The organism is Phytoactinopolyspora alkaliphila (genome assembly GCF_010550695.1).
GTDB classification, from domain to species: domain Bacteria; phylum Actinomycetota; class Actinomycetes; order Jiangellales; family Jiangellaceae; genus Phytoactinopolyspora; species Phytoactinopolyspora alkaliphila.
In genome coordinates this window covers 309,575-334,381 of record NZ_JAAGOB010000001.1, presented here as the reverse complement: position 1 = coordinate 334,381, position 24,807 = coordinate 309,575, and the positions used below count along the sequence as shown (strand labels likewise).

At 69.0% G+C, this 24,807-nt stretch carries 23 protein-coding genes; 6 read left to right on the top strand and 17 right to left on the bottom strand.

Annotated features, from left to right (window positions below):
* Positions 1-9: 9 nt before the first annotated feature.
* On the bottom strand, positions 10-1,242 hold the full coding sequence (locus G1H11_RS01390) for an amidohydrolase family protein (protein WP_163815315.1): 1,233 nt from the start codon (positions 1,240-1,242) through the stop codon (positions 10-12).
* Between the two features lie 224 nt (positions 1,243-1,466).
* Here G1H11_RS01390 and G1H11_RS01385 point away from each other — a divergent pair, with 224 nt between their 5' ends.
* Entirely contained in the window at positions 1,467-2,021 is a 555-nt protein-coding gene (locus G1H11_RS01385) for a LysE family translocator (protein WP_216843321.1), read from the top strand.
* A gap of 10 nt (positions 2,022-2,031) precedes the next feature.
* Here the strand turns inward: G1H11_RS01385 and G1H11_RS01380 are convergent, their stop codons facing one another.
* The 6 genes from G1H11_RS01380 to G1H11_RS01355 form a co-directional block, all read right to left on the bottom strand.
* Positions 2,032-2,940, bottom strand: a complete 909-nt coding sequence (locus G1H11_RS01380; RefSeq protein WP_163815901.1) for a carbon-nitrogen hydrolase family protein — start codon at positions 2,938-2,940, stop codon at positions 2,032-2,034.
* A 209-nt stretch (positions 2,941-3,149) separates the two neighbouring features.
* Entirely contained in the window at positions 3,150-3,875 is a 726-nt protein-coding gene (locus G1H11_RS01375) for an SRPBCC family protein (RefSeq protein ID WP_163815312.1), read from the bottom strand.
* Positions 3,872-6,340: an aerobic carbon-monoxide dehydrogenase large subunit gene (gene cutA, locus G1H11_RS01370; protein ID WP_163815311.1), complete on the bottom strand. Its 2,469-nt coding sequence runs from the start codon at positions 6,338-6,340 to the stop codon at positions 3,872-3,874. The genes G1H11_RS01375 and cutA overlap by 4 nt, the downstream gene beginning before the upstream one ends.
* Positions 6,337-6,813 carry a (2Fe-2S)-binding protein gene (locus G1H11_RS01365; protein ID WP_163815898.1) on the bottom strand — a complete coding sequence of 159 codons (477 nt, stop codon included), beginning with the start codon at positions 6,811-6,813 and terminating at the stop codon, positions 6,337-6,339. Before G1H11_RS01365 ends, cutA begins: the two co-directional genes overlap by 4 nt.
* 38 nt (positions 6,814-6,851) lie before the next feature.
* A complete protein-coding gene (locus G1H11_RS26750; RefSeq protein WP_163815309.1) occupies positions 6,852-7,763 on the bottom strand; it encodes an FAD binding domain-containing protein in 912 nt (303 codons plus the stop codon).
* 166 nt (positions 7,764-7,929) lie between these two features.
* Positions 7,930-9,645: a PucR family transcriptional regulator gene (locus tag G1H11_RS01355; protein WP_163815307.1), complete on the bottom strand. Its 1,716-nt coding sequence runs from the start codon at positions 9,643-9,645 to the stop codon at positions 7,930-7,932.
* 72 nt (positions 9,646-9,717) lie between these two features.
* Between G1H11_RS01355 and G1H11_RS01350 the strand changes: the two genes are divergently transcribed.
* Genes G1H11_RS01350 through G1H11_RS01340 form a run of 3 tightly spaced genes read left to right on the top strand, consistent with a single transcriptional unit; the run spans position 9,718 to position 13,539 of the window.
* Positions 9,718-10,617 carry an oxamate carbamoyltransferase subunit AllH family protein gene (locus G1H11_RS01350; protein WP_163815305.1) on the top strand — a complete coding sequence of 300 codons (900 nt, stop codon included), beginning with the start codon at positions 9,718-9,720 and terminating at the stop codon, positions 10,615-10,617.
* Positions 10,614-12,119, top strand: coding sequence for an AllF/FdrA family protein (locus G1H11_RS01345; RefSeq protein WP_163815303.1), 1,506 nt, complete (start codon positions 10,614-10,616; stop codon positions 12,117-12,119). The genes G1H11_RS01350 and G1H11_RS01345 overlap by 4 nt, the downstream gene beginning before the upstream one ends.
* Positions 12,103-13,539 carry a YlbE family protein gene (locus tag G1H11_RS01340; protein ID WP_163815301.1) on the top strand — a complete coding sequence of 479 codons (1,437 nt, stop codon included), beginning with the start codon at positions 12,103-12,105 and terminating at the stop codon, positions 13,537-13,539. The genes G1H11_RS01345 and G1H11_RS01340 overlap by 17 nt, the downstream gene beginning before the upstream one ends.
* Here G1H11_RS01340 and G1H11_RS01335 read toward each other — a convergent pair.
* The 4 genes from G1H11_RS01335 to G1H11_RS01320 all read right to left on the bottom strand — a co-directional run bounded on the left by G1H11_RS01335 (position 13,509) and on the right by G1H11_RS01320 (position 17,394).
* A complete protein-coding gene (locus G1H11_RS01335; protein WP_163815300.1) occupies positions 13,509-14,099 on the bottom strand; it encodes a nucleotidyltransferase family protein in 591 nt (196 codons plus the stop codon). The genes G1H11_RS01340 and G1H11_RS01335 overlap by 31 nt on opposite strands.
* A 121-nt stretch (positions 14,100-14,220) precedes the next feature.
* Positions 14,221-15,384: an XdhC family protein gene (locus tag G1H11_RS01330; protein WP_163815298.1), complete on the bottom strand. Its 1,164-nt coding sequence runs from the start codon at positions 15,382-15,384 to the stop codon at positions 14,221-14,223.
* Complete coding sequence (locus G1H11_RS01325; protein ID WP_163815295.1) at positions 15,377-16,486, bottom strand: vWA domain-containing protein; 1,110 nt, start codon at positions 16,484-16,486, stop codon at positions 15,377-15,379. Before G1H11_RS01325 ends, G1H11_RS01330 begins: the two co-directional genes overlap by 8 nt.
* A gap of 8 nt (positions 16,487-16,494) precedes the next feature.
* Positions 16,495-17,394 carry an AAA family ATPase gene (locus G1H11_RS01320; RefSeq protein ID WP_163815293.1) on the bottom strand — a complete coding sequence of 300 codons (900 nt, stop codon included), beginning with the start codon at positions 17,392-17,394 and terminating at the stop codon, positions 16,495-16,497.
* Positions 17,395-17,540: 146 nt separating this feature from the next.
* On the opposite strand from G1H11_RS01320, the gene G1H11_RS01315 reads away from it, so the two are divergent.
* Together G1H11_RS01315 and G1H11_RS01310 are read left to right on the top strand one after the other, a co-directional pair.
* Positions 17,541-18,803, top strand: coding sequence for an MFS transporter (locus tag G1H11_RS01315; protein WP_163815291.1), 1,263 nt, complete (start codon positions 17,541-17,543; stop codon positions 18,801-18,803).
* A gap of 145 nt (positions 18,804-18,948) precedes the next feature.
* Positions 18,949-20,391, top strand: a complete 1,443-nt coding sequence (locus tag G1H11_RS01310) for a uracil-xanthine permease family protein (protein ID WP_163815290.1) — start codon at positions 18,949-18,951, stop codon at positions 20,389-20,391.
* 3 nt (positions 20,392-20,394) lie between these two features.
* Here G1H11_RS01310 and G1H11_RS01305 read toward each other — a convergent pair whose 3' ends face one another.
* The 6 genes from G1H11_RS01305 to G1H11_RS01280 all read right to left on the bottom strand — a co-directional run bounded on the left by G1H11_RS01305 (position 20,395) and on the right by G1H11_RS01280 (position 24,780).
* Positions 20,395-21,384 (bottom strand): MBL fold metallo-hydrolase, encoded by a 990-nt coding sequence (locus G1H11_RS01305; RefSeq protein WP_163815288.1) that lies wholly within the window; start codon positions 21,382-21,384, stop codon positions 20,395-20,397.
* 154 nt (positions 21,385-21,538) lie between these two features.
* Positions 21,539-22,084 carry a peptide deformylase gene (gene def / locus G1H11_RS01300; RefSeq protein WP_163815286.1) on the bottom strand — a complete coding sequence of 182 codons (546 nt, stop codon included), beginning with the start codon at positions 22,082-22,084 and terminating at the stop codon, positions 21,539-21,541.
* Positions 22,085-22,161: 77 nt separating this feature from the next.
* A complete protein-coding gene (locus tag G1H11_RS01295) occupies positions 22,162-22,770 on the bottom strand; it encodes an HAD family hydrolase (protein WP_163815284.1) in 609 nt (202 codons plus the stop codon).
* Positions 22,767-23,084, bottom strand: a complete 318-nt coding sequence (locus G1H11_RS01290) for a metal-sulfur cluster assembly factor (protein WP_163815282.1) — start codon at positions 23,082-23,084, stop codon at positions 22,767-22,769. Before G1H11_RS01290 ends, G1H11_RS01295 begins: the two co-directional genes overlap by 4 nt.
* A gap of 2 nt (positions 23,085-23,086) precedes the next feature.
* A complete protein-coding gene (gene sufU / locus G1H11_RS01285; RefSeq protein WP_163815280.1) occupies positions 23,087-23,527 on the bottom strand; it encodes a Fe-S cluster assembly sulfur transfer protein SufU in 441 nt (146 codons plus the stop codon).
* Positions 23,524-24,780, bottom strand: coding sequence for a cysteine desulfurase (locus tag G1H11_RS01280; RefSeq protein WP_163815897.1), 1,257 nt, complete (start codon positions 24,778-24,780; stop codon positions 23,524-23,526). Before G1H11_RS01280 ends, sufU begins: the two co-directional genes overlap by 4 nt.
* Positions 24,781-24,807: the final 27 nt, after the last annotated feature.

The following is a 24,807-nucleotide window of genomic DNA, read 5'->3' as shown; positions in this document are numbered from 1 at the left end:
GCACGAGCTCTACGGCAGGTGGAAGGCCGTTGAGTTCGAGCTGACGGCGACGACGCGGCCACCGGCGATGACGAATCGGGGCGGGTTGTGCCGGTTGAGCGCCTCCCGCACCGACCCGCCGTCGAGCACCACCAGGTCCGCGGGCCCGCCGACGACGAGCCGGTGGCCGTCCACACTCAGGACGTCCGCCGCCGTGGTGGTCACCATGTCGAACACCCGGTCCATCCCGGACGTGGTGACGGCTTCCAGAGCGTGCGCCGCGAGGAACGCCACTTCGAGCATGTTGTTCCGTCCGAAGGGATAGTAGGCGTCCTCGATGTCGTCCTGCCCGAGTGCCACCGAGACGCCGAGGTCGGCCATCTGGAAAGCCGGCAGCCGTACCGGACCGGTGTGCGGGTCGCTGACGAACCCCAGGCCGGCCCATCTCGCCAGGCCGGCGAGCCTGCGCACCGACGGCTCGGCGTACGTGCCGACCGCGCGGGCGTGGTTGGCGATCCCGCGTCCGGCGAGGCCCTGGCGCAGCATCTCCGAGGCCAGCATCTCGGTGGTCCGCAGTGCGGGGTCACCGGCGTCGTCCACGAGCATCGCCACCTTACGGCCGTGCTCGGCCGCCAGCGCACACATCCGCCGGACATGCTCGTAGGCGTCATCGTCGCTGTACTCGATCCACGGAATTCCTCCGACGACGTCCGCTCCCAGCTCGACCGCCTCGGCCACCAGCTCCTCGGCGCCGGGATCGCGCAGGAGGCCGTCCTGAGGGAACGCCACGACCTGCAGGTCGACGACGCCACGGAACTCGTCGCGCAACCGCAGCAGCGGCTTGATGCCGGTCAGCTGTGCCTTCGTGTCGACGTCGGCGAAAGCCAGGATGTGCCGGACGCCGTGGCGTATGGCCTCGAAGACCGCCCGGCGGGCGTTCGGCTCGATCCAGCTCTCGTCGTACTGTTCCTTGACCGCCGAGGCGAGCTCGATGGAGGTCATCGCCGCGCCCATCGACCCACTGGTGTAGGCGTCGAGTGCGGCGTCGCCCACCCGGTCGAGGGTGTACGCCTTGCACAGATGCAGGTGGGCGTTGACGAACGACTCGGTGACCAGGTTGCCCGCCGCGTCGACCTCTACCCGGCCGCTCAGGGGGTTCTGCTCGACGGCTGCGATCCGGCCGCCGTTGATGCCGATGCTGTGCCGCCCGGGCCGCCCCCTCAGGACGGCGTCGCCGACGACGAGTTCGAACTGATCCGTCACGCTTCCGGCTCCTTCCCCCGTGCCGATCTACGCAAGTTCCAGGCTACGTGTTCTGTCCGCTTCCTGGTGGTTTTTGCTTGCGGCAGGAATGAACGCGGCGTCGCGAGAGTTTCGATAAGGGTCTTTCGAAGGGTCAGGGTCACGATGGAGTTCTCGCTGTTCACCGCGTTTGCCGTCGCGGCGGCACTGCTCGCTCTGGCTCCGGGGCGGACATGATGTTCATCGTGGCCAACGCCATCGGTGGTGGCCGCAGAGCAGGAGTGGTGGCCGCCCTGGGTATGTCCAGCGGCCTCGCGGTACACACGGCCGCCGCCGCCTTCGGGCTCGGTCAGCTGTTCCAGGCCGCGCCCGAGGCACTGACCGTGGTGCGCGTGGTGGGCGCGGCGTTCCTCGTCTATCTGGCCATCGCGGCGCTACGATCCAGCCGGCGTGACCCGATGAGCGTGCCGCTCTCCGCCGAGCGGCGGCCCATCCGCAGGATCTACGTCATGGCGCTGCTGACCAACGTGGCGAACCCGAAGGTGGTCCTGTTCTATCTCGCGTTCCTTCCGCAGTTCGTGACCACGGGGGCCGGAAGCTGGCCACTGGGCGTGCAGATCGCGGCATTGGGCGCCACGCTGATCGCCATCGGCCTGATCATCGACAGCTCCACCGGCATACTCGCCGGAGCACTGTCCGAGCGGATATTCAGCCGCGCCGGAGTCCGCCGGTGGCTCGACCGGGCCGCGGCCGCCATCTTCGGCGGCCTGGCGATCCGGCTCGCTCTCGACGGCCGGTAATGGGCAAGCGTCAGGCGCCCGCGTGCGGGAACGTGGTGCGTGCTTCCCGAGTCAGGTCGTTGGCGTAGCGGCGGACGAGTTCGAGATTGCGGTCCGCGAGGTGGTCGAAGCGGTGCTCGACATTCGATCCCGGCGTCAGCGAGCGCATAGCCTCGTCCGGATCCAGCCGTGCGGACACCCAGCACTCGTGGCTGGCGGCCCGCGCCACGACGTCGGCCGTGGGCGTCACGATCATCGAATTGCCGAAGTACATGACTCCGGCCGGGTCGGTTCCGGTGCAGTTCGCCCCGACGACGAACACGTGGTTGTCGTACGCGCGGGCGCGGTTGGTCAGCTCCCACAGGTCGGCGGAACGCAACAGCGCCGACGGGCGCACGATGACCTCCGCGCCGCGCACCGCGGTGATCCTGGAGAGCTCGGGATAGTCCCCGTCGAAACAGATGATCATCCCGATCCGGCCGAGGTCAGTGTCCACCACGCATGGATCGTGGCCGGGCGTCACCCACCCACCCCGGTCACGTAGCTCGGTGCAGAACGGATGCGTCTTGCGGTACACACCGAGGATCGCGCCGTCGGGCCCGGCCAGCAGCGACGAGTTGTAGACGACACCCCGCCGCTCACCACGCTCGTAGGTGCCCCAGACGAGGTGGATGCCGAGCCGGCGAGCCAGGTCCTGGAACGGCTCGGTCATCGCGCCCGGGACCACGTCCATCACGTCCCAGAGCACCTCCGGCGAGAGCCCGCCCGGGGTGAAACCCGTGGTCACCGACTCCGGAAGCACCACGAGCTCGGCGCCTGTGCTCTCGGCGCACCGTTCGGCGTAGTCCAGCGCGTGCTCGATGTTCGCCTTGATGCTGTCGATACTCAGCGCGTCCGGGCGCGGCCGTATCTGCACCGCAGCCGCCGTGAATGCCCGCATCGTCGTCTCCCCGTCCTGCTGTTTGGTCACCTGATCGTCGATGTGTCACCTGATCGCTCACGTGGAATGGATCAGGTGACCGTAACCTGGTCTTTCCCCCACGGTAGGTCACCTGTTCCGTTCTCACCATGTGGACAGCAAACGATCAGGTGGATCAACAGCACCGAGAACGGTGGCTCTGTCATCTGATCGTCAGCGGTTGTCCAGCGTCACCCGCGTCGCCGCCCGGCGATCCAGCCGCCGACGAGCACCCCGGCCAGCGCGATAGCCGCACCCGTCAGCACTCCCTTGCCGTAATCCGACGACGCGAGCCCGAAACCTGAACGGGACGCCGCAGCGGGTGCGACGTACACGCCCGGGCGGCCTGGCCCCGCGGCCGTGCCTGCTTGTTCAGTCCCCACCGCCCCAGGCTGTCCGGGCTCCACCGCCGCGCCGGGCTCACCCGCCGCACCCGGTTCGCCCGCGGTGCCCTCCGCCGCGTGCGGCACGGCAGCGGCGCCGGTCAGGACGTCGTCGACGGCGGCGAAGAACTCACCCGCGGTCTTCTTCGCCACGCCGGTCAGCATCCGCTGTCCCACGCCGCCCACCATGCCCCCGACGATCGCGTCGGCGTCGTAGTCCAGGCGTGTCTCGCCGTCGCCGTTCTCGCTGAGGGTCACCGCGACGTCGGCGCTCACCGTACCCGGAGCCCCGGCACCCGAGGCGCGCAAGACGAACGACGCGGGCACCTGCTGGTCGCTCAACCGCACCTGGCCGGCATAAGTGCCCTTCACCGTGCCGACGCCCGCGGCAACCGTCATCGCATACGTGTCCGGCCCGGTCTCCTCCAGCCGTAGGCACCCGGGAATGGTCCTGACCAGCACGGCGGGATCGTTCAGAGCGCGCCATACGTCGTCGCGCGGCGCGTGCAGGACAGCCGAACCGGTGATCTTCATGTCCCGGTTACCTCCTCGTTCGTCGCTTCCTGGCCCCCGGTAGCGGGTACCGACCCAGTTCGGCCGGTATCGCGCAACCCTGAGCCAGGAGGGGGCTGCGATTCGCGCAGGTGATGCAACTCCGACGGAGAGATGGGCATCCGCGAGATCCGGAAGCCCTCGGCGTCCTCGATGGCGGAGGCCAGGACCGCGGAGCCTGGGATCACTCCGGCCTCGCCGGCGCCCTTGAGGCCGAGCGGGTTCAGCGGGGACGGCGTCTCCAGGTGATCGGTCTCTATCACCGGCACCTCCGTCGCATACGGCATCAGGAAGTCCATGAACGATGCGTTCTGCAACTGTCCTGCCTCGTCGTAGACCATCCGCTCGTACAAGGCACCGCCGACGCCCTGCGCCACCCCGCCGTGGATCTGACCCTCGACGATCCGCGGATTGATCAGCGTGCCGCAATCGTGCACCACGCAGTAACGCAGGATGGTGATCTCGGCGGTCTCGGGGTCGGTCTCCACGATCGCGGCGTGCATGCCGTTGGCGAACGTGGACCGCGGGGGCGAGTAGTAGTCGGTGCCCTCCAGGCCGGGCTCGTCGTCGTCGGCGACCGGCGGCTTGTCCGGATCAGCAGGCGCGGAGAACTGGGTGGCACGCTTGGCTTCCTCGTCGAAGGCGTAGCGCAGCGGATTGGAGAGCACGGCGACCGTGGACAACGGAATATCCGCCCCCGGCGTCCCCTTCACCTGCACCATGCCGTCGACGATCTCCAGATCGCGCGGATCGGCCTCCAGCGCCTCGCCTGCCACACGCAGCGCCTTCTCCCGGACCTTGCGCGCAGCCAGCGCCACCGCGTTGCCGCTCATCACAGCCGCCCGCGACGCGAACGTGCCGACGGCGTACTTGAACCGCCGGGTGTCGCCCGTGGTGACCACCACGCGGTCGATCGGCACGCCCAGCTCCTCCGCGACCACTTGCGCGAAGACGGTCTGATGGCCCTGACCCTGAGTGGTGAGCCCGGTGGCGACGACGACGGTGCCGTCGGGCTCCACCCGGACGAAGCCGCCCTCGTAGGGGCCGACGCCGGTGCCTTCCACGTAGCAGGCCATACCGATACCGACCCGACGGCCCTCGGCGCGGGCGGCGGCCCGGTACTCCTCGAACTCGTCCCACCCCACGAGCTTCTTCAGCTTCTCCAGAGCGGCGGGGTAATCCCCGGAGTCGTAGATCAACGGCCGGCCGTCCTGGAAGATCAGCCCGTGGTCGTAGGGCATCTCGTCGGGCTGGATGAAGTTTCGCTCCCGAACGACGGTGCGGTCCAGGCCGAGGCGTTCGGCGATGGCGTCCATGGTCCGTTCCATGGCGAAGCAGCCCTGCGGACGGCCGGCACCGCGATACGGGGTGACGATGAGCGTGTTGGTGTAGAGGCTGTAGAACTCCGCCCGGTAGGCGCCCGGCTTGTAGGGGCCGAGCAGCTGCGTGGTGGTGACGATCGGCACGATGATGCCGTACGGGGTGTACGCGCCGTTGTCGTGCCACAGCACGATCTCGAAACCCAGGAGCCGGCCGTCGTCGTCGAACCCGGCCCGGATCCGCTGGACTTGGCCCCGCTCGTGCGCGCTGGAGACGAAATGCTCCCGGCGGTCCTCGGTCCACTTGACCTCGTGCCCGAGCCGGATCGCGGTCCACGGGATCAGCAGCTCTTCCGGCCACGGATGCACGATCTTGACGCCGAAGCCGCCGCCGACGTCCGGCGCCACGACATCCACCCTGTCCACCGCGAGCTCAAGCTTCGCCGCGATCGCCGCCCGCACCGACGTGGACGCCTGAGTGGATGTGTAGACACGCAGGCTGCGGTCGTCGGCGTCCCACCGGGCGTGCACGCCCTTGCCTTCCAGCGGCATCGACGCGCTGCGCTCGATCTCCAGCTCGAGTGTGACGACGTTCGGCGCGGCGGCGATGGCGGCCGGCGCGTCGCCCACCTCCTGCACCATGTGAGCGGCCACGTTACCCGGGACGTCGTCGTGGACCAGATGCTCAGCGGCGCGCGCCGCCTCGATACCCACCACCGGCGGCAGAAACTCGTACTCCACCCGGATCCGGTCGCAGGCGTCCTCGGCGACGTAGCGGTCCCTCGCCACCACCATCACGATCGGCTCGCCGACGTGGTTCACCTCGTCCTTCGCCAGAGCGAACTGGGTGCGTCCGTGGGTCAGCGCGGCGTGCGGGATGAGCAGGGGCAAAGGCTCAGCCATCCTGCCCGTCAGATCCTCGTGGGTGTAGATGGCCGCCAGCCCCTCGACGTCGAGCGCGTCGGTCACGTCGATGCCGGCGATCCGGGCATGGGCGTGCGGACTGCGGACGAACGCGACCTCCAGCGCGCCCTGGCCGATGTCGTCGACGTAGCGGCCATGACCGCTCAGCAGCCGGGGATCCTCTCGCCGCGCGATCGGTTCGCCGAAGACTCTGGTGCCGCTCACGTGCTCTCCTGCCCGGCGGATCCGTTCGCGAGCTCAGCGGCCCTCAGGACGGAAGCGACGATGTTCTGATAACCCGTGCACCGGCACAGGTTCCCGGCGATAGCCTCCCGTGCCTCGTCCTCCGTCGGGTCGGGGTTCTCGTCGAGGAACGCCGTGATCGTGGTGACGAAGCCCGGTGTGCAGAAGCCGCACTGGAGGCCGTGGCAGTCCTGGAACGCCTGCTGGACCGAGCCGAGTTCTCCGTCCGCGCGGGTGCATCCCTCGATGGTGGTGACCTGCGCGCCGTCGAGCGTCACTGCGAACTGCAGGCAGGATCTGATCGGCCGGCCGTCCACGAGTACCGTGCACGCCCCGCACACGCCGTGCTCACATCCGACATGGGTGCCAGTGAGGCCGAGGTCGTGGCGCAGGAAGTCGGACAGCAGCCGGCGGGCCGGGATCTCGGCCGATCTGTGCACGCCGTTGACGAGCATCGTCACCGGATGGTTGCGCTCAGCCGCGTCGGTGTCCGTCACCTGCTGCCCTCCAAGATCGTTTCCTCGAGCCGCGCGGCTCGGGCGCTGGCCTCGCGCAGGGCACGTGCCGTGAGCACTCCGGCCAGGTGGCGGCGGTACTCGCCGGTGGCATGGATGTCACTTTCGGGCTCAAGCCTGTCTGCGGCGTACCGGCCGGCCGCCACCCAGTCGGCCGCGTCCACCGGGGCCTGTTCTACGACATCGGCCACAGACAGGACCTCCGGCACCGGGCCCACAGATATGTACGCGACCCGCGCTCCGGCAACCCGGCCTACGTCGTCGAGGGTCACCAGGGCGCCTACGCCGCAGACCGCGTAGTCGCCGTTGCGCCTCGCCACCTCGTGCCAGCTGGACCCGGTCCGGCCCGCGGGAACGGGAAACACGGCACGCGTGGCCAGCTCACCCGCCCGCGCGCACGATTCGAGCGGGCCAACGAAGAACTCACCGGCGGGTACCGTGCGGCTCGCCGTCGCGGTGCGCAGCTCCACCGACCCGCCGAGCAGTGCGAGCACGGCGGTCATCTCACCGGACGGGTCCGCGTGCACGAGGCTGCCCACGGTCGTCCCCCGGTTGCGGATGGTGGGGTGGGCGACGTAACGCAACGCCTGTGCCAACAGCGGAAGCTCGGCTCGTGCCGCCTCGTCCCGTTCGACGTCCGCATGGCGCGCGAGGGCCCCGACGGCCACTTCCCGGCCGCCGTCCGCTGCCGTGCCGACCCGCACGTATGCGAGGTCGGCGAGCCGGTTGACATCGACCAGGTGCGACGGGGCGGCCAGGCGCATGTTCATCATCGGCACGAGGCTCTGCCCACCGGCCAGCACCTTCGCGTCAGGGCCCACGTCGGCGAGGACGCCGAGGGCATCCTCGACGGTCTCGGGCCGGTGGTAGATGAACCCTGGTGGTTTCACATCGCCCGCTTCCTGGTACGTGTCTCGTGCGTCTCGATGGGCGCCGAATGATCGCGGACCCGCCGATGCAGGAAAACTAGTGAATCGACCCTACGCCCGCATGGGCATGATCTGCCGACGACGCGGCCCGATCATCGGCAACCTGTGCGGAGCGCGATTCGCCACCTCATCGCAGGCCGCGCATCTGCAGCACTTTGAGTGCCAGCGCCAGGTCGAGACGGAGCTCGGGATCGGTGGTGAACGGACCCAGGATTCGCTCCAGCTTGCTGATCCGGTACCGGAGAGTGTTGTAGTGGAAATGCAGCGTGCGAGCCGCCTCGGCGACGTTCAGGTTGGCGTCGAGCAGCACCTTCAGCGTGTGCCGGAGGTCCGCCATTTCGGCATCGCCGTCGTTCGCCAGCTCGTGCAGGGTCTCGTCGACGAAGCCGCGCAGCTCGACGTGGTCCCCGACCAGGCTGATCAGCCGAAACGACCGAAGAGCGTCGAAGTGCGCGACGCCGCCGGTCCCGTTGATCTGCCGGCCCACCTGTACCGCCCGCCGTGCCTGCTCATACGCGCCGGGCAGGCGGTCCGGGCCGTCCACCGCACGGCTGACGCCGGTGGAGAAGGCCCGGCGGCCGCCGCCTCCGTCACCCGACACCTGCCGGACGACGTCACGGACCAGGCCGTCCACGTCGCCCGACGGCGGCACAGGCAGCAGCGCCACCACCTCCTGGGCGAAGCCCACCACCGGAGTTCGGCTGTCCCGCCGGGCAACGACGCTCTGCCACGCCACCGTGAACCGCTCCTGCACCGGACGCAGCTCCAGCCCGCTGGCGGGAGCGGCGCCGTGTCCGGGATCGAGCTCGGCGACGACCACCACCAGGGGCCGGTCGATGTCCCAACCCAGGGTTTGGCAGTGTGCGACGATCCTGTCCCGGTCACCGGCCCGTCCCGCCAGCACGTCGCGCAGGAAGTCACCCCGGTATTTGCCTTCTACCGCGGTCACCGCGAGCTGCTTGTTCACCGCCAGCGCCGCCACCGTGGCCGCCCGCTCGAGCACGTTGACGTCGCCGTCGCCGACCTTGCGGTCGGCCGAGAATGCCACGATGCGGCCGTGGTCGACGCGTCCGGCCACGATCGGCACCATCGCGTGGGATCCGGGTACGTCCGGGTGCGTGTGTGCTCCCCCCGGCTCATACTCGGTCCGGAACCGGCCGGTCTCGTCGAAGCACGCGCTCGTCCGCCAGGCGTCCAGCTCGTCGGCCCTACCACCTTCAGCGAGTACACGCCCGTCCGCCGTGGTCACGAAGACCGGCGCACCGAGCACGGCGGACGTCTTCACGGCCAGCTCGTTGAGGCCGCCGCCTTCCAGGACGACGGAGAGCAGCGCGTGGTGGATCTCCCAGGAGCGCTCGAGCTCACTCGCCTGTATGTGGAGTACGCCGGTGAGCACCTGGTTGAGGATGTCGTCGAACCCGATCGCGTCGGGAAGCAAGAGCAGCGGCAGGTCGAGCCGGTCGGCCTCAGCGATCATCTGCTCCGGGAGGCTGTCGAGGTACCGGTGCAGCTTCACCCCCATCGCCGCCAGTCCACGCGCGTTCAGGTCGGTGACCAGCCCGGGCAGGCCCTGTGGCGTGTTGCGCAGCGGATAGCCGGTGGTGAGCAGCAGCTCGTGGGGCTTGACCCACGGCAGGATGTCCGGCACCTCCATGATGTTGGCCCGCCGCACGATCCGGTCCAGGCCACCGGCACCGGCCAGCAGGCGCGCGCCGGCCAGCGTCGTCATCTCCATGGCTTCGCCCACGGTCAGACCCGGCATGGCGTGCTCCGGACGTGGCTCACCCGGCCGGCCTGGCAACTCCGGCGAAGTCTGGGCCTCATCGTTGGCAAGTATTTCCATGCAGAGACCGTAGCGTCGCCATTACGTTCAAAACAGCCCCATCTGTTGCGGGTAGATGACGGAGGCGATGGGATGCCAGTCTCGACACCGACTGCGGCGGTGCGCTCCGCGGAAGTCCACACGCTGCGCGCCGCCAGCAGTATGGCTATCGCCGCGCTCGTCGACGGCCCGTTGCGCGCCGCCACCGTGGTCGCGGCCACCCGCGAGATGGTGGCCATGTCCGTCCACGCCGTTGAGCCCGGCCTCGTCTGCCTGACCAGCAGATCGGCAGCGAGGCTGCCGTGCGCGATGGTGCTCCCCGGTCCGGTTCCGGCAGCGGACACAGGTGCTCCGGCGACCGTGGGGAACGGCCGGGTCACGCTGCCCGGCATCGTCGTAGGGGCGTCGCGCTGGTGGGCGGTCCGGTTGCCACGCGTCGCTGAGAGCAGAGTGGCACTCGCCCGGTCGGCCACGTGCGCCGCACCCGTCCTCGGTCCGGAGGTCCTCGACGCGGCGGCTGCTCTGGCCGGCGCGTTGCACTCACGCGCTCTGCGGCTCGACGAGGCGGTTCGGGGCCTGCTCGGCCTCGGTCCCGGGTTGACGCCGCAGGGCGACGACGTCCTCGCCGGCGCTCTGGTGGCTCTGCGCGCGGTGCACCGTCCCGCCGCGGACCGGCTGGCGGCGGAGATCACTCGTGCCCGTCCCTTCGAACGCACCACCGCGGTGTCCGCGGGCCTGCTCGCCTACGCTGCCCACGGCCGCTGTGTCCCGGAGCTGAGCGCGTTTCTCGACGCGCTCGGCGCGCCCGGGACGGATCTGCTCGGTGCCCGGCGTCAGCTGCTGACGATCGGGCACACGTCAGGCGCCGGGCTGTGCGCGGGTGTCCTCGGCGCTCTGGCCGGGCCCGCCTCACTGGCCGCCGGCGCGGTACCGGCGCCGCGCCGGCCCGTCACAGGATCCGTCACAGTCACCACGAGCCGGAGCCAGTCATGACCCGGATCCTGGACATCCGAGCCGGCGTCTACCACGACTCCGTCAGCCTGATGCAGGTCAGCGCATCCGTACAGAAGGAGACCGGGGTCCGGTCCGCCCTGGTGGCGATGGCCACCGGGTTGAATCTGGACGTACTGACGGGCATGGGCTTCGCCGAACCCGAGTCGGCCGGCCCCAACGACCTGCTCATCGCGATCGACGCGGACGACGACGACGCCATCGGCCGAGCCCGGGCCGCCGTCGACGCGGCCTTGAACGCCCGGGCACAGGCGCCCGCGTCCGGCTTCGGAGACGCACCCGCGCCGCGCACCGTGGGTTCCGCGGCGCGACGGTCGCCGGTCACCATCGCGTTCATCTCCACCCCCGGGCAGCACGCCTTCACCGAGGCGATGGACGCCGTCGACCACGACCTGCCGGTGATCGTCTTCTCCGACAACGTGCCGCTGGAGCGGGAGATCCAGCTCAAGCTTGCCGCCGGGCGGCGAGGAACACTGGTGATGGGCCCGGACTGCGGCACGGCGGTGCTGGGTGGCGTCGGTTTCGGCTTCGCCAATGTGGTCCGGCCAGGACCGGTGGGCATCGTGGCCGCGTCCGGGACGGGTGCGCAGCACCTGATGAGCCTCCTCGACGGTGCGGGAGTCGGTATCAGCCACTGTCTCGGGGTCGGCGGACGCGACATGGCCGACGACGTCGGTGGCATCTCCACGCTCACCTCGATGGATCTGCTAGCCGCCGACCACGCGACGGAGCAGATCGTCGTCGTCGGCAAACCACCCGCTCCACGGGTGGCCGAAGAGATCCGCGCCCATGCGTCTAGGCTCGGCAAGCCGGTGCGGTTCGCTCTGCTCGGTGAAGCGCAGCCGGATCTGACCGCTGCCGCTCGCCTCGTCGTCGAAGCTCTCGGCGGCACCTGGGCCGAGCCCCGGTCCTGGGCGCCGCCGACGGGTCCAGCCACCATGCCGGCCGGGGGCCACTTGCGCGGGTTGTTCTCCGGAGGCACGCTGTGTGACGAGGCGATGATCATCGCCGCCGAAGCACTCGGGCCGGTCCGGTCGAACATCCCCCTGCGGCCGGAGTGGGCGTTGCCCACCGACCTGCGCACCGACGGTCACGCCATGATCGACTTCGGCGACGACGCGCTCACCCAGGGCCGGGCGCACCCGATGATCGACGGCTCGCTGCGCGCGGAGCGAATCCTCGCCGAGGCCGCCGACGCCTCGTGCGGCGTCTTGATGCTCGACGTCGTGCTGGGGCACGGGGCGCATCCCGATCCGGCCGCGGAACTCGCACCGGCGATCGAGCAAGCCAGGCACCGCGCCCGGGCGGAGAAGCGGGAGCTGGCCGTCTTGGTCTCGCTCGTCGGTACCGCCGCCGATCCCCAGGGACTGGATCAGCAGGCCGAACGCCTCGCCGAGGCCGGCGCCGCCGTCCATCTGTCCAATGCGGCCGCCGCCCGGCACGCGGTCAGTCTCCTGAAGGAGGGGCATGACACCGCTCAGTGACCTGCTCGAGACCGAGCCCTACGTCGCCACGGCCGGTGTCGAGCTCTTCGCGACGACGCTGAGCTCGCAAGCGATACCGGTAGACACGGTGGACTGGCGCCCGCCGATTCCCGGCACCGAGACAGCCTTGGCTCACGTCATGGCGGATGAGCGGCGTGCCCCGGCGAACGCCGAAGCGCTCGCGCGCATGCTGGCCTCCACCGCCGAACTGGTCGACGTGCGGCCGGCGAGTGCAGCACTCGGCCTCGAACCAGGCGAGTTTTTGCATGCCGGACCGCCCGTGGACTGGGATCACGCGTCGGGGCCCCTGCGTGGTGCGCTGGTCGGCGCCATGATCTTCGAGGGCCTGGCTGGAACGCCGGAGGAGGCCGAGTCCCGGCTGTCGTCCGGCACGGGAGTCTCGCTCATGCCGTGCCACGATCGCGGCGCAGTGGGCCCGATGGCGGGGGTGGTGTCCCCGTCGATGTGGGTGTTCGAGTTGCGTGACGAGGCCAACGACGGTACGGCCTGGTGTTCGCTCAACGAAGGGCTCGGCAAGGTTCTGCGCTACGGCGCCTACTCCCCAGACGTCATCGATCGCCTGCGCTGGATGAGCGACGTACTCGGTCCGCTCCTGCGGATGGCCGTGCGCAGACGCGGCCGGGTCGACATCAAGGGGATCGTCGCGCAGATGGTGCAGATGGGCGACGAGGGTCACAACCGCAACCGGGCCGGAACCCTGATGTTGCTGCGCGAGCTGCTGCCGGACCTGATCGACAGCGGTGAGCCGTCGGCCAAGGTCGCCGAGGTCGTACGCTTCGTCTCCGGCAATGATCACTTCTTCCTCAATCTGGTGATGCCGGCCGGCAAGCTGCAGACCGGCGCCGCGACCGGCATTGAGGGCTCGAGCCTGGTGACGGTGATGGCCAGGAACGGCACGGACTTCGGCATTCAGGTGGCAGGCTGCGGGCGGCGCTGGTTCACCGCGCCGGCCAACACCCCCGACGGCCTGTTCCTCGGCTCGTACGGTCCGCAGGACGCGAATCCCGACATCGGCGACTCCGCGATCTGCGAGACGATGGGCATCGGCGGGTTCGCCATGGCGTCGGCCCCGGCCATCGTGCGTTTCGTGGGTGGCACGGTGCCGGACGCCCTGCGTACCAGCAGGCTCATGTACGAGATCACCGCTGGCGAGAATCCCGCGTATGCCCTGCCCATCCTGGAGTTCCGCGGCGCTCCCACCGGTATCGACGTCACCCTGGTGGCTCGCACCGGCATCCTGCCGCAAATCAATACCGGCATGGCGGGACGTGTGGCCGGCACCGGACAGGTGGGCGCCGGCTTGGTGCAGCCGCCGGCCGAGTGCTTCACCGCCGCGCTCGATGCCCTCGCCGAGCTCGCCGGTGACGGTCAGGTGCCACCACTGAGATCGTCAGGGTAGTCGACGTCCCAGGGCTCACCGGTGCCGTCACAGGGCACCGGGGTGACGAGCTCGGGATGAGCACGCAGCCAGCTGCGTGCGCCGGTGTCGCCCGTGGCCAGCTCGGCGGCCTCCCCCCATACCGTCCGGGCCAGCATCACCGGGTTTCCGCGTTCGCCGCCGTAGGTGGCCACCGCTGCGAACGCGCCGCCCGCATGCGCCGCGCGCAGGCGGCGAACCGCCTCCGGTCCCAGCCAGGGCTGATCGACGAGGGTGATCACCACCGCGCTGACCGGCTCCGTTCCCAGGACGTTCAGTCCTGCGCGCAGCGACGATCCCATCCCCGATGACCAATCCGGGTTGTGCACCACATGGACCGGCGCCGGCACCGAGAAGTCGGCCGCGGGGAGCCGCACCGCGCCCTCGACGACCACGATCGGGGTACATCCGCCCTCCACGAGCAGGCGCACAGCGACATCGACCAGTCGCTCGCCACCGATCCGCGCCACCGCTTTAGGTCCGCCGAAGCGGCGCCCCTCCCCTGCGGCCAGGACCAGCCCGGCCGTACGCGCAGAGCTCATTGCCCGGCTCCCCGAACCTCTTGTGTACTCCTTTGCAATGCGCACACATACGCACCGGTGCCGATGCGTATGTGTGCGCATTGCAAAGGGACACGAATAGGGTTGCGACCACACCGCGCCGTCACATCGCACCGCCTGCTGACGAACTCTCCGGCAGTGCCTGCGTGCGAGAATCGTCGTCGTGTGGGCGGTCGTGGTGGATCGGGCCGGACAGCTCGCTCAGCGGCCGCCCAGTCCCGCCCCACCGGGCGGCGATGATCTCCGCCGCCACCGACACCGCTGTCTCCTCCGGCGTCCGCGCACCGATGTCCAAGCCCACCGGCGAGGACATCCGGGACAGCTCCTCCTCGCTCACGCCGCGCGCTACGAGCCGCGACACCCGATCCTCGTGGGTGCGGCGGGAACCCATCACCCCGATGTAGGCGGCCGGGGTTCGCAGGGCCACTTCCAGCAGAGGCACGTCGAATTTCGGGTCGTGCGTCAGGACGCAAATCACCGTTCGCCGGTCGACTCCCGCGCCGGCCAGGTAATCGTGTGGCCACGCGACCACCACCTCGTCGGCGTCCGGAAATCTGCGTTCGGTAGCGAACACCGGCCGGGCGTCACAGACGGTCACGTGGTAGCCCAGGAACTTGCCGATCCGCACCACGGCGGCGGCGAAGTCGATCGCCCCGAACACCAGCATCAGCGGCTTGGGCGCGAAGGACTGGATGAAGACCGCCAGCTCGTCCATCCGCCGCTCACCGTCGGGACCGTAGCGCCGCACGCCGGTCGCGGCCTGGTCCAGCATGCCGCGTGCGTCGTCGGCGACGGCGTCGTCGAGCCGGGCGCCGCCGAGCGTGCCGGATGCGCGGTCCGGCCACACCACGAGATGCGATCCCACCGGTCCGGGACCGTCCACGACGGTCGCCACCGCCACCGGCTCGCCCGCCTGAACGCTCGCCGCGAGCGCTGGCAGGTCCGGGTGGGTCCGCACGTCGACTGGCTCGACGAAGACGTCGATGATGCCACCGCAGGTCAGTCCCACGGCGAACGCGTCGTCGTCGCTGACACCGTAGCGCTGCATGGTGGGTGGCCTGCCGTCGATCACCTCGCGGGCCAGCTCGAACACCGCAGCCTCGATGCAGCCACCGGACACGCTCCCCACAGCCTCCCCGGTATCCGTCACCACCATGGACGCCCCGGCCGGCCGAGGCGCGGACTTGAATGTGGCCACCACGGTCACCAGGCCGGCCCGGCCCCCTCGGTCGAGCGAAGCGACCAGGTCGTTCATCACCTCACGCATAACGTCCACCATCCAGGAGTTGCGCGAGCTCTTCCATCGCGCCGAGAGAATGTCCCGCCACCAAGCGGTCCACGTGCGGCAGCGCCGCACGCATCCCGCCGGTCAGCGGCGCGTATCCGGCACGTCCGCGATGCGGGTTGACCCACACGACTCGCCGGGCGAGCCGGCTCAACCGCGCCATCTGGTCACCGAGCAAGCCTGGGTCACCACGTTCCCAGCCGTCACTCGCGATGACCACGACGGCGCCCCGGGCCGTCCCGCGCTGTCCCCAGCGATCGAGGAACTCCTTGAGCTCGGCACCGAGCCGGGTGCCGCCGCTCCAGTCCGCGATCTCCGCCGACGCTCCGGCCAGGGCCGCGGCGGCGTCCCGCCGGCGCAACTCCCGGCTGATCCGAGTGAGCCGGGTGCCGACCGTGAATACCTCCGTGCCCGGCCGGGTGCGGCAGGCCGCGTGCGCGAACCGGATCAGGGTGTCGGCGTACGGAGCCATCGAACCGCTCACGTCGATGACGAACACCAGGCGCCGGTGCCGTACGGACCTGCGGCGATGCGCCACCTCGGCGATCTCGCCCCCGTGCCGCAGCATCGCCCGCACCGTGCGACGAGGGTCCACCCGCCCGGACGCGGCTGCGTGCATCCGGCGGGTGATCCGTTCACCCGCTCCAGGTGTCAGCGCGCCGATGAAGCGATGGACCTCCGCACGTTCCGAACGACTCAGGCCGGACACGTCGCGGTGCCGCAGGACCTCCATCCGGCTCGCCGTCGCCACCCGGTGCGGCGTTGAGCCGTCGGCTTCTCCCGTTCCCGGCTCCCGCGCGTCGGCGGGCACGGCCACCAGCCGGTACGACGGCTCCACGCGAGTCCGCGCCGGGCGGCTCTCCTGCGCCCCCGCAAAGAAGGCGGCAAAGACCCGGTCGTAGCGTTCAACGTCCTCCGGCGACGCGCACAGGGTGACCCGTCCGGACCAGTACACGGACTCGAGCGAGGCCGCCCCGAGTTCGTCGAGCGCGCGGATCATCACGTGCACGCGCGTGGGCGGCACGACGACCCCGGCTTTCCTGAGCCGTCCCGCGAACTCGACCACGGCCTGGAGCACATCCATGCCCACGCTCACCTTCCGACGAAGTCGGCGACCTCCGGCAGTACCCGTTCAGTGTCCTCCTGATACTTGAGTACAGCGCCCAGCGTGCGGACGGCAAGGTCCGCGTCGAGCTGCCGCGCCCCGAGAGCCGACAACGCTGCCACCCAGTCGATGGACTCCGCCAGTCCGGGCGGCTTGAGCAGGTCGGCCGCGCGCATCTTCTCCACGGCCTGGGCCACCGACCGGGCCAGCTGATCATCCACCCCGGGAAAGCGGCGCTTGATGACCGCGATCTCCCGCTCCGGCGTGGGGTGGGCGAGCCAGTGGTAGAGACAGCGGCGCTTGAGCGCGTCGTGCACCTCGCGGGTGCGGTTGCTGGTGACGACGACCACCGGCGGGGTCTCCGCCCGCACTGTTCCCACCTCGGGGATGGAGATGGTGAAGTCGGAGAGCACTTCCAGCAGAAACGCCTCGAACTCGTCGTCGGCGCGGTCGATCTCATCGATCAGGAGCACGCACGGGTCCTCCTCCAGCGCCCGCAGCAGGGGCCTCGCCAGCAGGAACCGACGATCGTAGAGCTCGTGCTCGAGCCGGTCCACGTCGGTGATGCCCGCTGCCTCCGCGGCACGAAGATGCAGCAGCTGACGCGGGAAATCCCAGTCGTACAAGGCCTGCGCGGCGTCGACGCCCTCGTAGCACTGCAGGCGGATCAACGGTGCGCCAAGCACCATCGACAGAGCATGCGCCAGGGAGGTCTTCCCGACGCCGGCCTCGCCTTCCAGAAACAGCGGCCGGCGCATCCGCATGGCGAGGAACGCCGCGGTCGCCAGGCCGTCGTCGGCCAGGTAACCCGCCTCGTCCAGCCGTCCGGCCAGCGCGCCGGGCGATTCGAGACCACCGAGGCCGGCCGGGTCCGCGCGATCCGTCATGAGCCAACGCTATGTCATTCGAGTCATTCAGCAGCGCTTCAGCTGCTCATCGGCAAAACCAGTTGCGCGTCGCCGGCCAGGTCGACGACCATCGTCGAGGTCCACACGGGCGAGCGTCGGCCAGCCCCACACTCCGGACGGACGGCATGCCCCCGCAGGACACCACAGCACGCGAAGGCCATGGAGCGTGGCAGCTGCTACGCCACCACGCCCCGTTCCGCTCCCTGTTCACCGCGCGAGTCGTGTCCTTCACCGGGGACTCATTGAGTCTGGTCGCGCTGATGCTGCACGTCGCCGACACCACCGGGCAAGCCATCGCGGTATCCCTCCTGCTGCTGGCCGGTGACCTCATGCCGGGGGTGATCAGTCCCCTGGCCGGCGCCGTCTGCGACCGCTTCGACCGGAAGCGGGTCATGATCATCTGCGAGCTGGCCCAGGCAGCGCTCATGGTGGGTATCGCTCTCTCGCTTCCGCCGCTCCCGCTGTTGCTTTCCTTGGTGGCGCTTCGGGCGATGACAGGTCACGTATTCCTGCCCGCGTCCAGGGCGGCGGTGGCCACCCTCGTAACCGGGCGCGATCTACCGGCGGCGAACTCCACCATCGGCCTCGGTACCAACGCTGGCGAGGTGCTCGGTCCGCTCCTCGCTGCCGCACTGCTCCCGTTCCTCGGTGTGCGGGGTGTCCTGCTCGCCGACGCCGCGACGTTCGTCCTCGCCGCGTTACTGCTGATCACGGTCCCGCGGATACCTCCAGCGCGCGACGACGACCCTCCCGCGTCGCTGTTCTCGGACACCAGGGCCGGGCTGGCCTTCATCTGGAAGACCCGCCCGGTGCGCATCATCGTGCTCGGCTTCTGCGTGGTGGTGGCATTCAACGGAATCGACGACGTCGCGCTCGTCCTCCTGGCCACGGACACCTTCGATGCCGGTGAGAGCGGCGTCGGCCTGCTACTGGCAGCCGTAGCCATCGGCCTGTTCGCCGGATACGCGGTCCTCGCCAGGTTCAGCGCGCGGATGTCCATGGCCGCCCTGCTGATCATCGGGTTCGGTGTCAGCAGCTTGGGCAATCTCCTGACCGGCGTGGTGTGGGCGGTCAGCGCCGCATTCGTCGTGCAGACCGTGCGCGGCGCCGGCATCGCCGCCATGGACGTCGCGACCAACACACTGCTGCCCAGGCTCATGCCGGCCGGGATGCTGGGACGGGTGTTCGCCAACCTCTACGGCGCCGTCGGCATCGCCGCCGGGCTCTCGTACGTCGGCGGTGGCCTTCTGCTCGATGCCACGTCGGCGCCGGCCACGTTCGTGGTCGCGGGCATCGGCGGGACACTCACCAGCGTCGTCGTCGCACTGGCCTTGCGACGCTCGCCACTATGGCGAAACCTGCCAGGAGAACCCCGGTCGATGTCGTGAACGTCACCACGTGACCGAGACCACAACGGCCGTGTAGCTTCCAGTAGCCAGGAGTGCGGACACTCCGGCTCCACCGGCGGGGCGTGCGTGAACAACCCGAGCGAGCATCGGCCGCTGCCGGTGCTCACGCGAACAAGGAGGGGTTATGAGCACCACCTCGAGCAAGCCGGTCGACCTGAATTACGGTCTCGACGATGTACCCAAGCCGATGGCCAGCCTGGGACTGGGGATCCAGCATGTCCTCACCATGTTCGGCGCCACCGTCGCCGTTCCGTTGATTCTCGCCGAACCTATGGGCATGTCGCCCGATCAGCTCGCCATCCTGGTCAGCTCGGTGATGATCTGCTCCGGTGTCGCGACGTTCATCCAGGTCCGCTTCGGCACTCGGCTGCCCATCATCCAAGGCGTCTCGTTCGCCTTCCTGGGGCCGTTCTTCGCCATCATCGCGGCTACCGCCGCGCAGGGCGGTCAGGTCACCATGCAATACATCGCCGGCGCGATCATCGCCGGCGCCGTGCTGGAGATGGTGATCGGCTATACCGGCCTGTTCGGCAAGATTCGCCGATTCATCAGCCCGGTGGTGATCGGGCCGGTGATCGCGCTGATCGGTCTGGCCCTGTTCGAGATCGGCGCCCCCAATGCCGCTCAGAACTGGTGGATCGGCGGACTGACCATCGCCGCCGCGCTGGGATTCTCCTTGATCCTGGCTCCGCGGGTACGTTTCTTCTCGCTGTTCCCCATCCTGCTGGCCGTCGTCCTCGCGTACGCCACGGCGTGGGTGCTCAGCGTCACGGGCGCAATCGGTGAGGACAACCCCGCATACGTCAGCTTCTCCGCGGTCGGCGACGCTCCGTGGATACGCAACCTCGCCATCGAGGACGGCGGCATCTTCCTGCCGTGGGGCTGGCCGCAGTTCACTCTCGGCTTCGTGCTCGCGGTGCTGGCCGGCTACCTGGCATCGATGATCGAATCCTTCGGTGACTACCACGCGATCGGCCGCGCCGTCGGACAGGACCCGACGGAGAAGCAGATCAACCGCGGGATCGGCGCGGAGGGCGTCGGGTGCTTCGCCACCGGCCTGTTCGGTGGGTTCGCATCCACCAGCTACACGGAGAACATCGGCCTGGTGGCCCTAACCAAGGTGGCCAGTCGCCGGGTCACCTATGTCGCCGCCGGTCTGCTGATCATCCTCGGATTGGGCGCCAAGTTCGGCGCTGTCATCGCCACGATTCCCACCCCGATCGTCGGTGGCCTCTACTGCACACTGTTCGGCCTGATCGCGGCGATCGGTATCTCGAACCTCACGCGCGCAGACCTGACCAGCCAGCGGAATCTGCTGATCATCGGCTTCATCCTGTTCATGGGCCTGTCCGTGCCGGCCTACTTCGAGAACGTCGAGATCCACATCTCGTGGGCGGAGTGGCTGGGCGACGCCATCACCACCGTCGGCAGCACCGGCATGGCCGTCGCGGCCATCCTGGGGCTGATCCTGGACAACGTCATCCCCGGCACCGACGAGGAGCGCGGCCTCGTCAGCGCCGCGGAGACGCAAGGCCCCGTCGGAGAGCGGCCTACCAGCGAGAGCTGAGGGTCACCACGTCCGGCTCTCCAGGTGGTCGAGAACGGTGAACCTGCTACGCGGGCTCGCCGCCTCGACCGCCTGGCGCAGGCCCGTCAAGCCGCCCCAGTCTCGCGCCGGCTCGTCCAGCGGATAGTCGAAGTCGTCCCAGTGAGTCGGTATCACGTATCGCGGGCGATCGAGAATATCGAGAAGCCGGCGCACGTACTTGTGCACACTCGCGCCACCCGGTGGGATCATGACGATGTCCGGTCGCGAGCCCGCCAGCTCCGCCTCCACATAGTTCGAGCCGCCGAGGTTGACGACGCTGAATCCGTCGTCCGTGCTCACCTGGAATGCAAGTGTGCCGCCCTCGACAAGGTCCTCGATCACCCGTGGCTCCGCGGGTGGAACCGCGGGGCGGGTACCGGCAAAGGCCACTTGCGCGCGCGGCCCGGTCGCTGAGTGCAACGACCGCAGCGCCCGGATGCTGTAGCCGTCGAAGGACAAGTACTCCCCACCCGTGGCGATCGCGAGCTGGTCCTCCGGCGCGCCCATCGCCCGCATGAGATTGAGGTGTGTCTCGGTGCCCATCACGGTCGCGCCGGTCCGCCGTGCAAGGTACGGCACGTCGGTGATGTGATCGTAGTGTCCGTGTGTCACCAGGATATGGTCGGCGCGCAGTTCGCCGCTGTCGACGTATCGATCGATGAGTGCCGTGTCCACCGAGATCGGGGTCCGCGGATCAGCACCCTCAGGGGCGTACGTTCGGGTGTGGAACCTGGTCAGCCACGGGTCGATCAAGATCGTCCGCTCGCCTTCGCCGACCGCGATCCGGATCTCCCAGCTGTTGTTTCCCCACCAGCGCAATGTCATCCCCGCCGCGCCGGTGCGCCTGCTCGCTCCTTCCTTCGCCGTGACCGAACCGCCGGGTACACCAAGCCCGAGTCCGATCCCCGCGGCCGCGCCGAGCAAGCCACGACGCCCCACCTTGCCGCTTCTGTCTACCGATGTCGTACCCATAGCACCGCTTCTCGTTGATCGATCCTGCAAGACCGAACTAAAGAATCATGCTGGTGGGGCGGGTGTCCAAGATGCACTCATGCGCACAGGCGCGGAAAATCGAATATCGACGCTGGTCACGCTGGGCGCTTGAGGGGATCCGGGAGGGTCATTCTCAGGTTGCGCGGCCAAAGGTGGGGTGGGGCGAGATCTTGACCTCGGGTGGTGGCTGTCCGGCCCATTCGGCCTCACGGATCGCCTTCATGGCCGCTTTGCGCGCCTCGCGGTCCAGACGGTCGATGAACAGGATGCCGTCCAGATGATCCGTCTCGTGCTGGATCGCCCGAGCCAGCAGCTCCGTGCCCTCGATGGTCACCGGATCGCCGTACTCGTTGAACCCTTTGGCCACCACGCCAAAGGCTCGGCGGCAGTCGATCTCTAGACCTGGAATGGACAAGCAGCCTTCGGGGCCGTACTGCTCCTCCTCGGAGAGTTCGAGGTCCGGATTGATCAGGTGCCCGACGATGCCGTCAACGTCGTAGGTGAAGACCCGCAGCGACACCCCGAGCTGCGGCGCTGCCAGGCCGGCGCCGCCGGCGTCCAACATGGTCTCGGTCAGATCCCTGACCAGCCTACGCAGCTCTTTGTCGAACGTGAGCACCGGCTCTGCCTTGGTTCGCAGAACCGGATCACCGAACAGCCGGATCGGCTGCACCGCCATGGAAGTACCTTTCCTTTCGTCCGTCCACCACGCCGTCCGTGATCCTCAATGGCTGGCCATCCGGTGGCCGTTGAGGATCATGGGAGTAGGTCACCGAGCGCGTGCCGGAGTTCCTCCGGGCTGGTGAAGTGCAGCGCCGTCATGCCAAGCTCGCTCGCGGCCACCACGTTGCGCGGGCTGTCGTCGATGTACACCGCACGCCCCAGATCCACCCCGTAGCGCTCCTCCAGCACCCGGTAGATGCGTGGGTCCGGCTTGACGAGGCCTTCCTCGCCCGACACCACGATTCCCTTGAACCAGGACAGCCACTCGAAACGCTCTCTGGCGATCGGGAACGTCTCCGCCGACCAGTTGGTGAGTCCGTACAACGCCACACCGGCGTCCCGCAGCTCGGTCAGAATTTGAACCGTGCCGTCGATCTGGCCACCTATCGTCTCCGCCCAGCGCTCGTGGTAGGCCACGATCAGCTCACGGTGCTCAGGAAACTGGGCAGTGAGCGTGGCCACCGCCTCGGACCACGGCCGGCCCCGGTCCTGCTCGAGGTTCCACTCCGGGGTCGTCACCTCGCTCAGGAAGCGCTCGACCTCGGCGTCGTTCGACAGCAGCTTGCGGTAGAGATACCGAGGGTTCCAGTCGACGAGCACTCCGCCGAAGTCGAAGACCACGGCGGACGGGGCCTGGCTCATACGTTGAAGCCCAGGGCGCGTAGCTGTTCCCGCCCCTCGTCGGTGATCTTGTCCGGTCCCCAGGGCGGCATCCAGACCCAGTTGATCTTGAGCCCGTTGACCAGTCCCTCGGTGGCGGAATTCGCCTGCTCTTCGATCACATCGGTCAGCGGACATGCCGCGCTGGTCAACGTCATGTCGATTGTGGCGACACCGTCGTCGTCGACACTGACCCCGTAGATGAGACCGAGGTCGACGACGTTGATCCCCAGCTCGGGGTCGACGACGTCACGCAACGCCTCTTTCAGATCCTCTAAGTCGACAGTGGTCGTCATACTCACAACTCCTCAGCCTGTGCTCGGTTCACCGCATCCTTGAACGCCATCCAGGACAGCAGGGCGCATTTCACGCGTGCCGGGTAGCGGGCCACGCCGGCGAAGGCGATGCCGTCACCGAGCACGTCCTCGTCCGGCTCCACCTGTCCCTTACCCTGCATCAGCTCGACGAACGCGGCCTCGACATCGCGTGCCCGGCTCACCGTGCCACCCGTGAGCAACTCGTGCAGGACACTCGCCGAAGCCTGGCTGATGGAGCAGCCCTGGCCGTCGAAGGAGACGTCGGCCACCTTCTCACCGTCCAAGGCCACCCGGACCGTGATCTCGTCACCGCACGTGGGATTGACGTGATGAGCCTCGGCGTCGAACGGCTCCCGCAGCCCGCGCCCGTGCGGGTTCTTGTAATGGTCCAGGATGATCTCCTGGTACAGGGACTCGCTCACCCGAAGAACCTCTTCACCTGTTCGATGCCGTCCACGAGCGCGTCGATTTCGGCATTGGTCGTGTACAGGTAGAACGACGCTCGAGTGGTCGCCGGTATTCCGTAGCGCACGCACACCGGGCGCGCGCAGTGGTGCCCCACCCGGACGGCCACCCCCTGCTCGTCGAGCACCTGCCCGACGTCGTGGGGGTGGATGCCGTCGACCGTGAACGAGACCGTGGCACCGCGGTCCACCATCGAATCCGGCCCGATGACGCTCACCCCGTCCACGCCGTGCAGGCGGTCCAGCGCATATGCCGTGATCGCGCGGTCGTGCTCGCGCACGCTCGTCATCCCCAGGCCGGTCAGATAGTCGACCGCCGCACCCAGACCCACGGCCTGAGCGATGGGCGGCGTGCCCGCCTCGAACTTGTGCGGAATCGGGGCGAAGGTGGAGCCGTCCATCGCCACGGTCTCGATCATCTCGCCGCCGCCCAGGAACGGCGGCAACCCGTCGAGGACCTCGCCGCGCCCCCACAGGACTCCGATGCCGGTCGGTCCGCAGAGCTTGTGCCCGGTGAACGCCAGCAGGTCGACGCCCAGCTCGGTCACGTCCACCGGCATGTGCGGAACAGACTGAGCCCCGTCCAGCAGCACGAGCGCGCCGACCTCGCGGGCACGCTCGACGACGTGGGCGACCGGATTGACCGTCCCGAGGATGTTGGACTGGTGCACCAGCGAGACGATCTTGGTGCGCGGGTTGATCAGCTCCCGGAGTCCCGCGATGTCCAGCCGGCCGTCCTCGGTGAGCCCGAACCACCGCAGCGTCGCGCCGGTACGCCGGGCGGCGAGTTGCCACGGCACGATGTTGGAGTGGTGCTCCATCTCGGTGATGACGATCTCGTCGCCCGGTTCGAGCCGGTAGCGCGGATCCTCCGCCAGCCCGCTGGCCATCGTGTTCGCCACCAGGTTCAACGCCTCGGAGGCATTCTTTGTGAAGAGCACCTCCGAGCGGGTGGGGGCGCCGATGAAGGCGGCGATCTTGTCTCTGGCGCCCTCGTACGCGGAGGTGGCCTCCTCGCCGAGCTGGTGCACGGCGCGGGCGACGTTGGCGTTGTGCCGCTCGTAGTGCTCGGTCAGAGCGTCGAGTACCGGCCGCGGCTTCTGGGACGTGTTCGCCGAGTCCAGGTACACCAGGGCCCGATCCCCGGCGAGTCGCCGCTCCAGAATCGGGAAGTCCTTGCGCACCCGGTCCACGTCCAGCGGGCTCGGCATCTGCTCCGCCACGTCAACCTCCTCGCT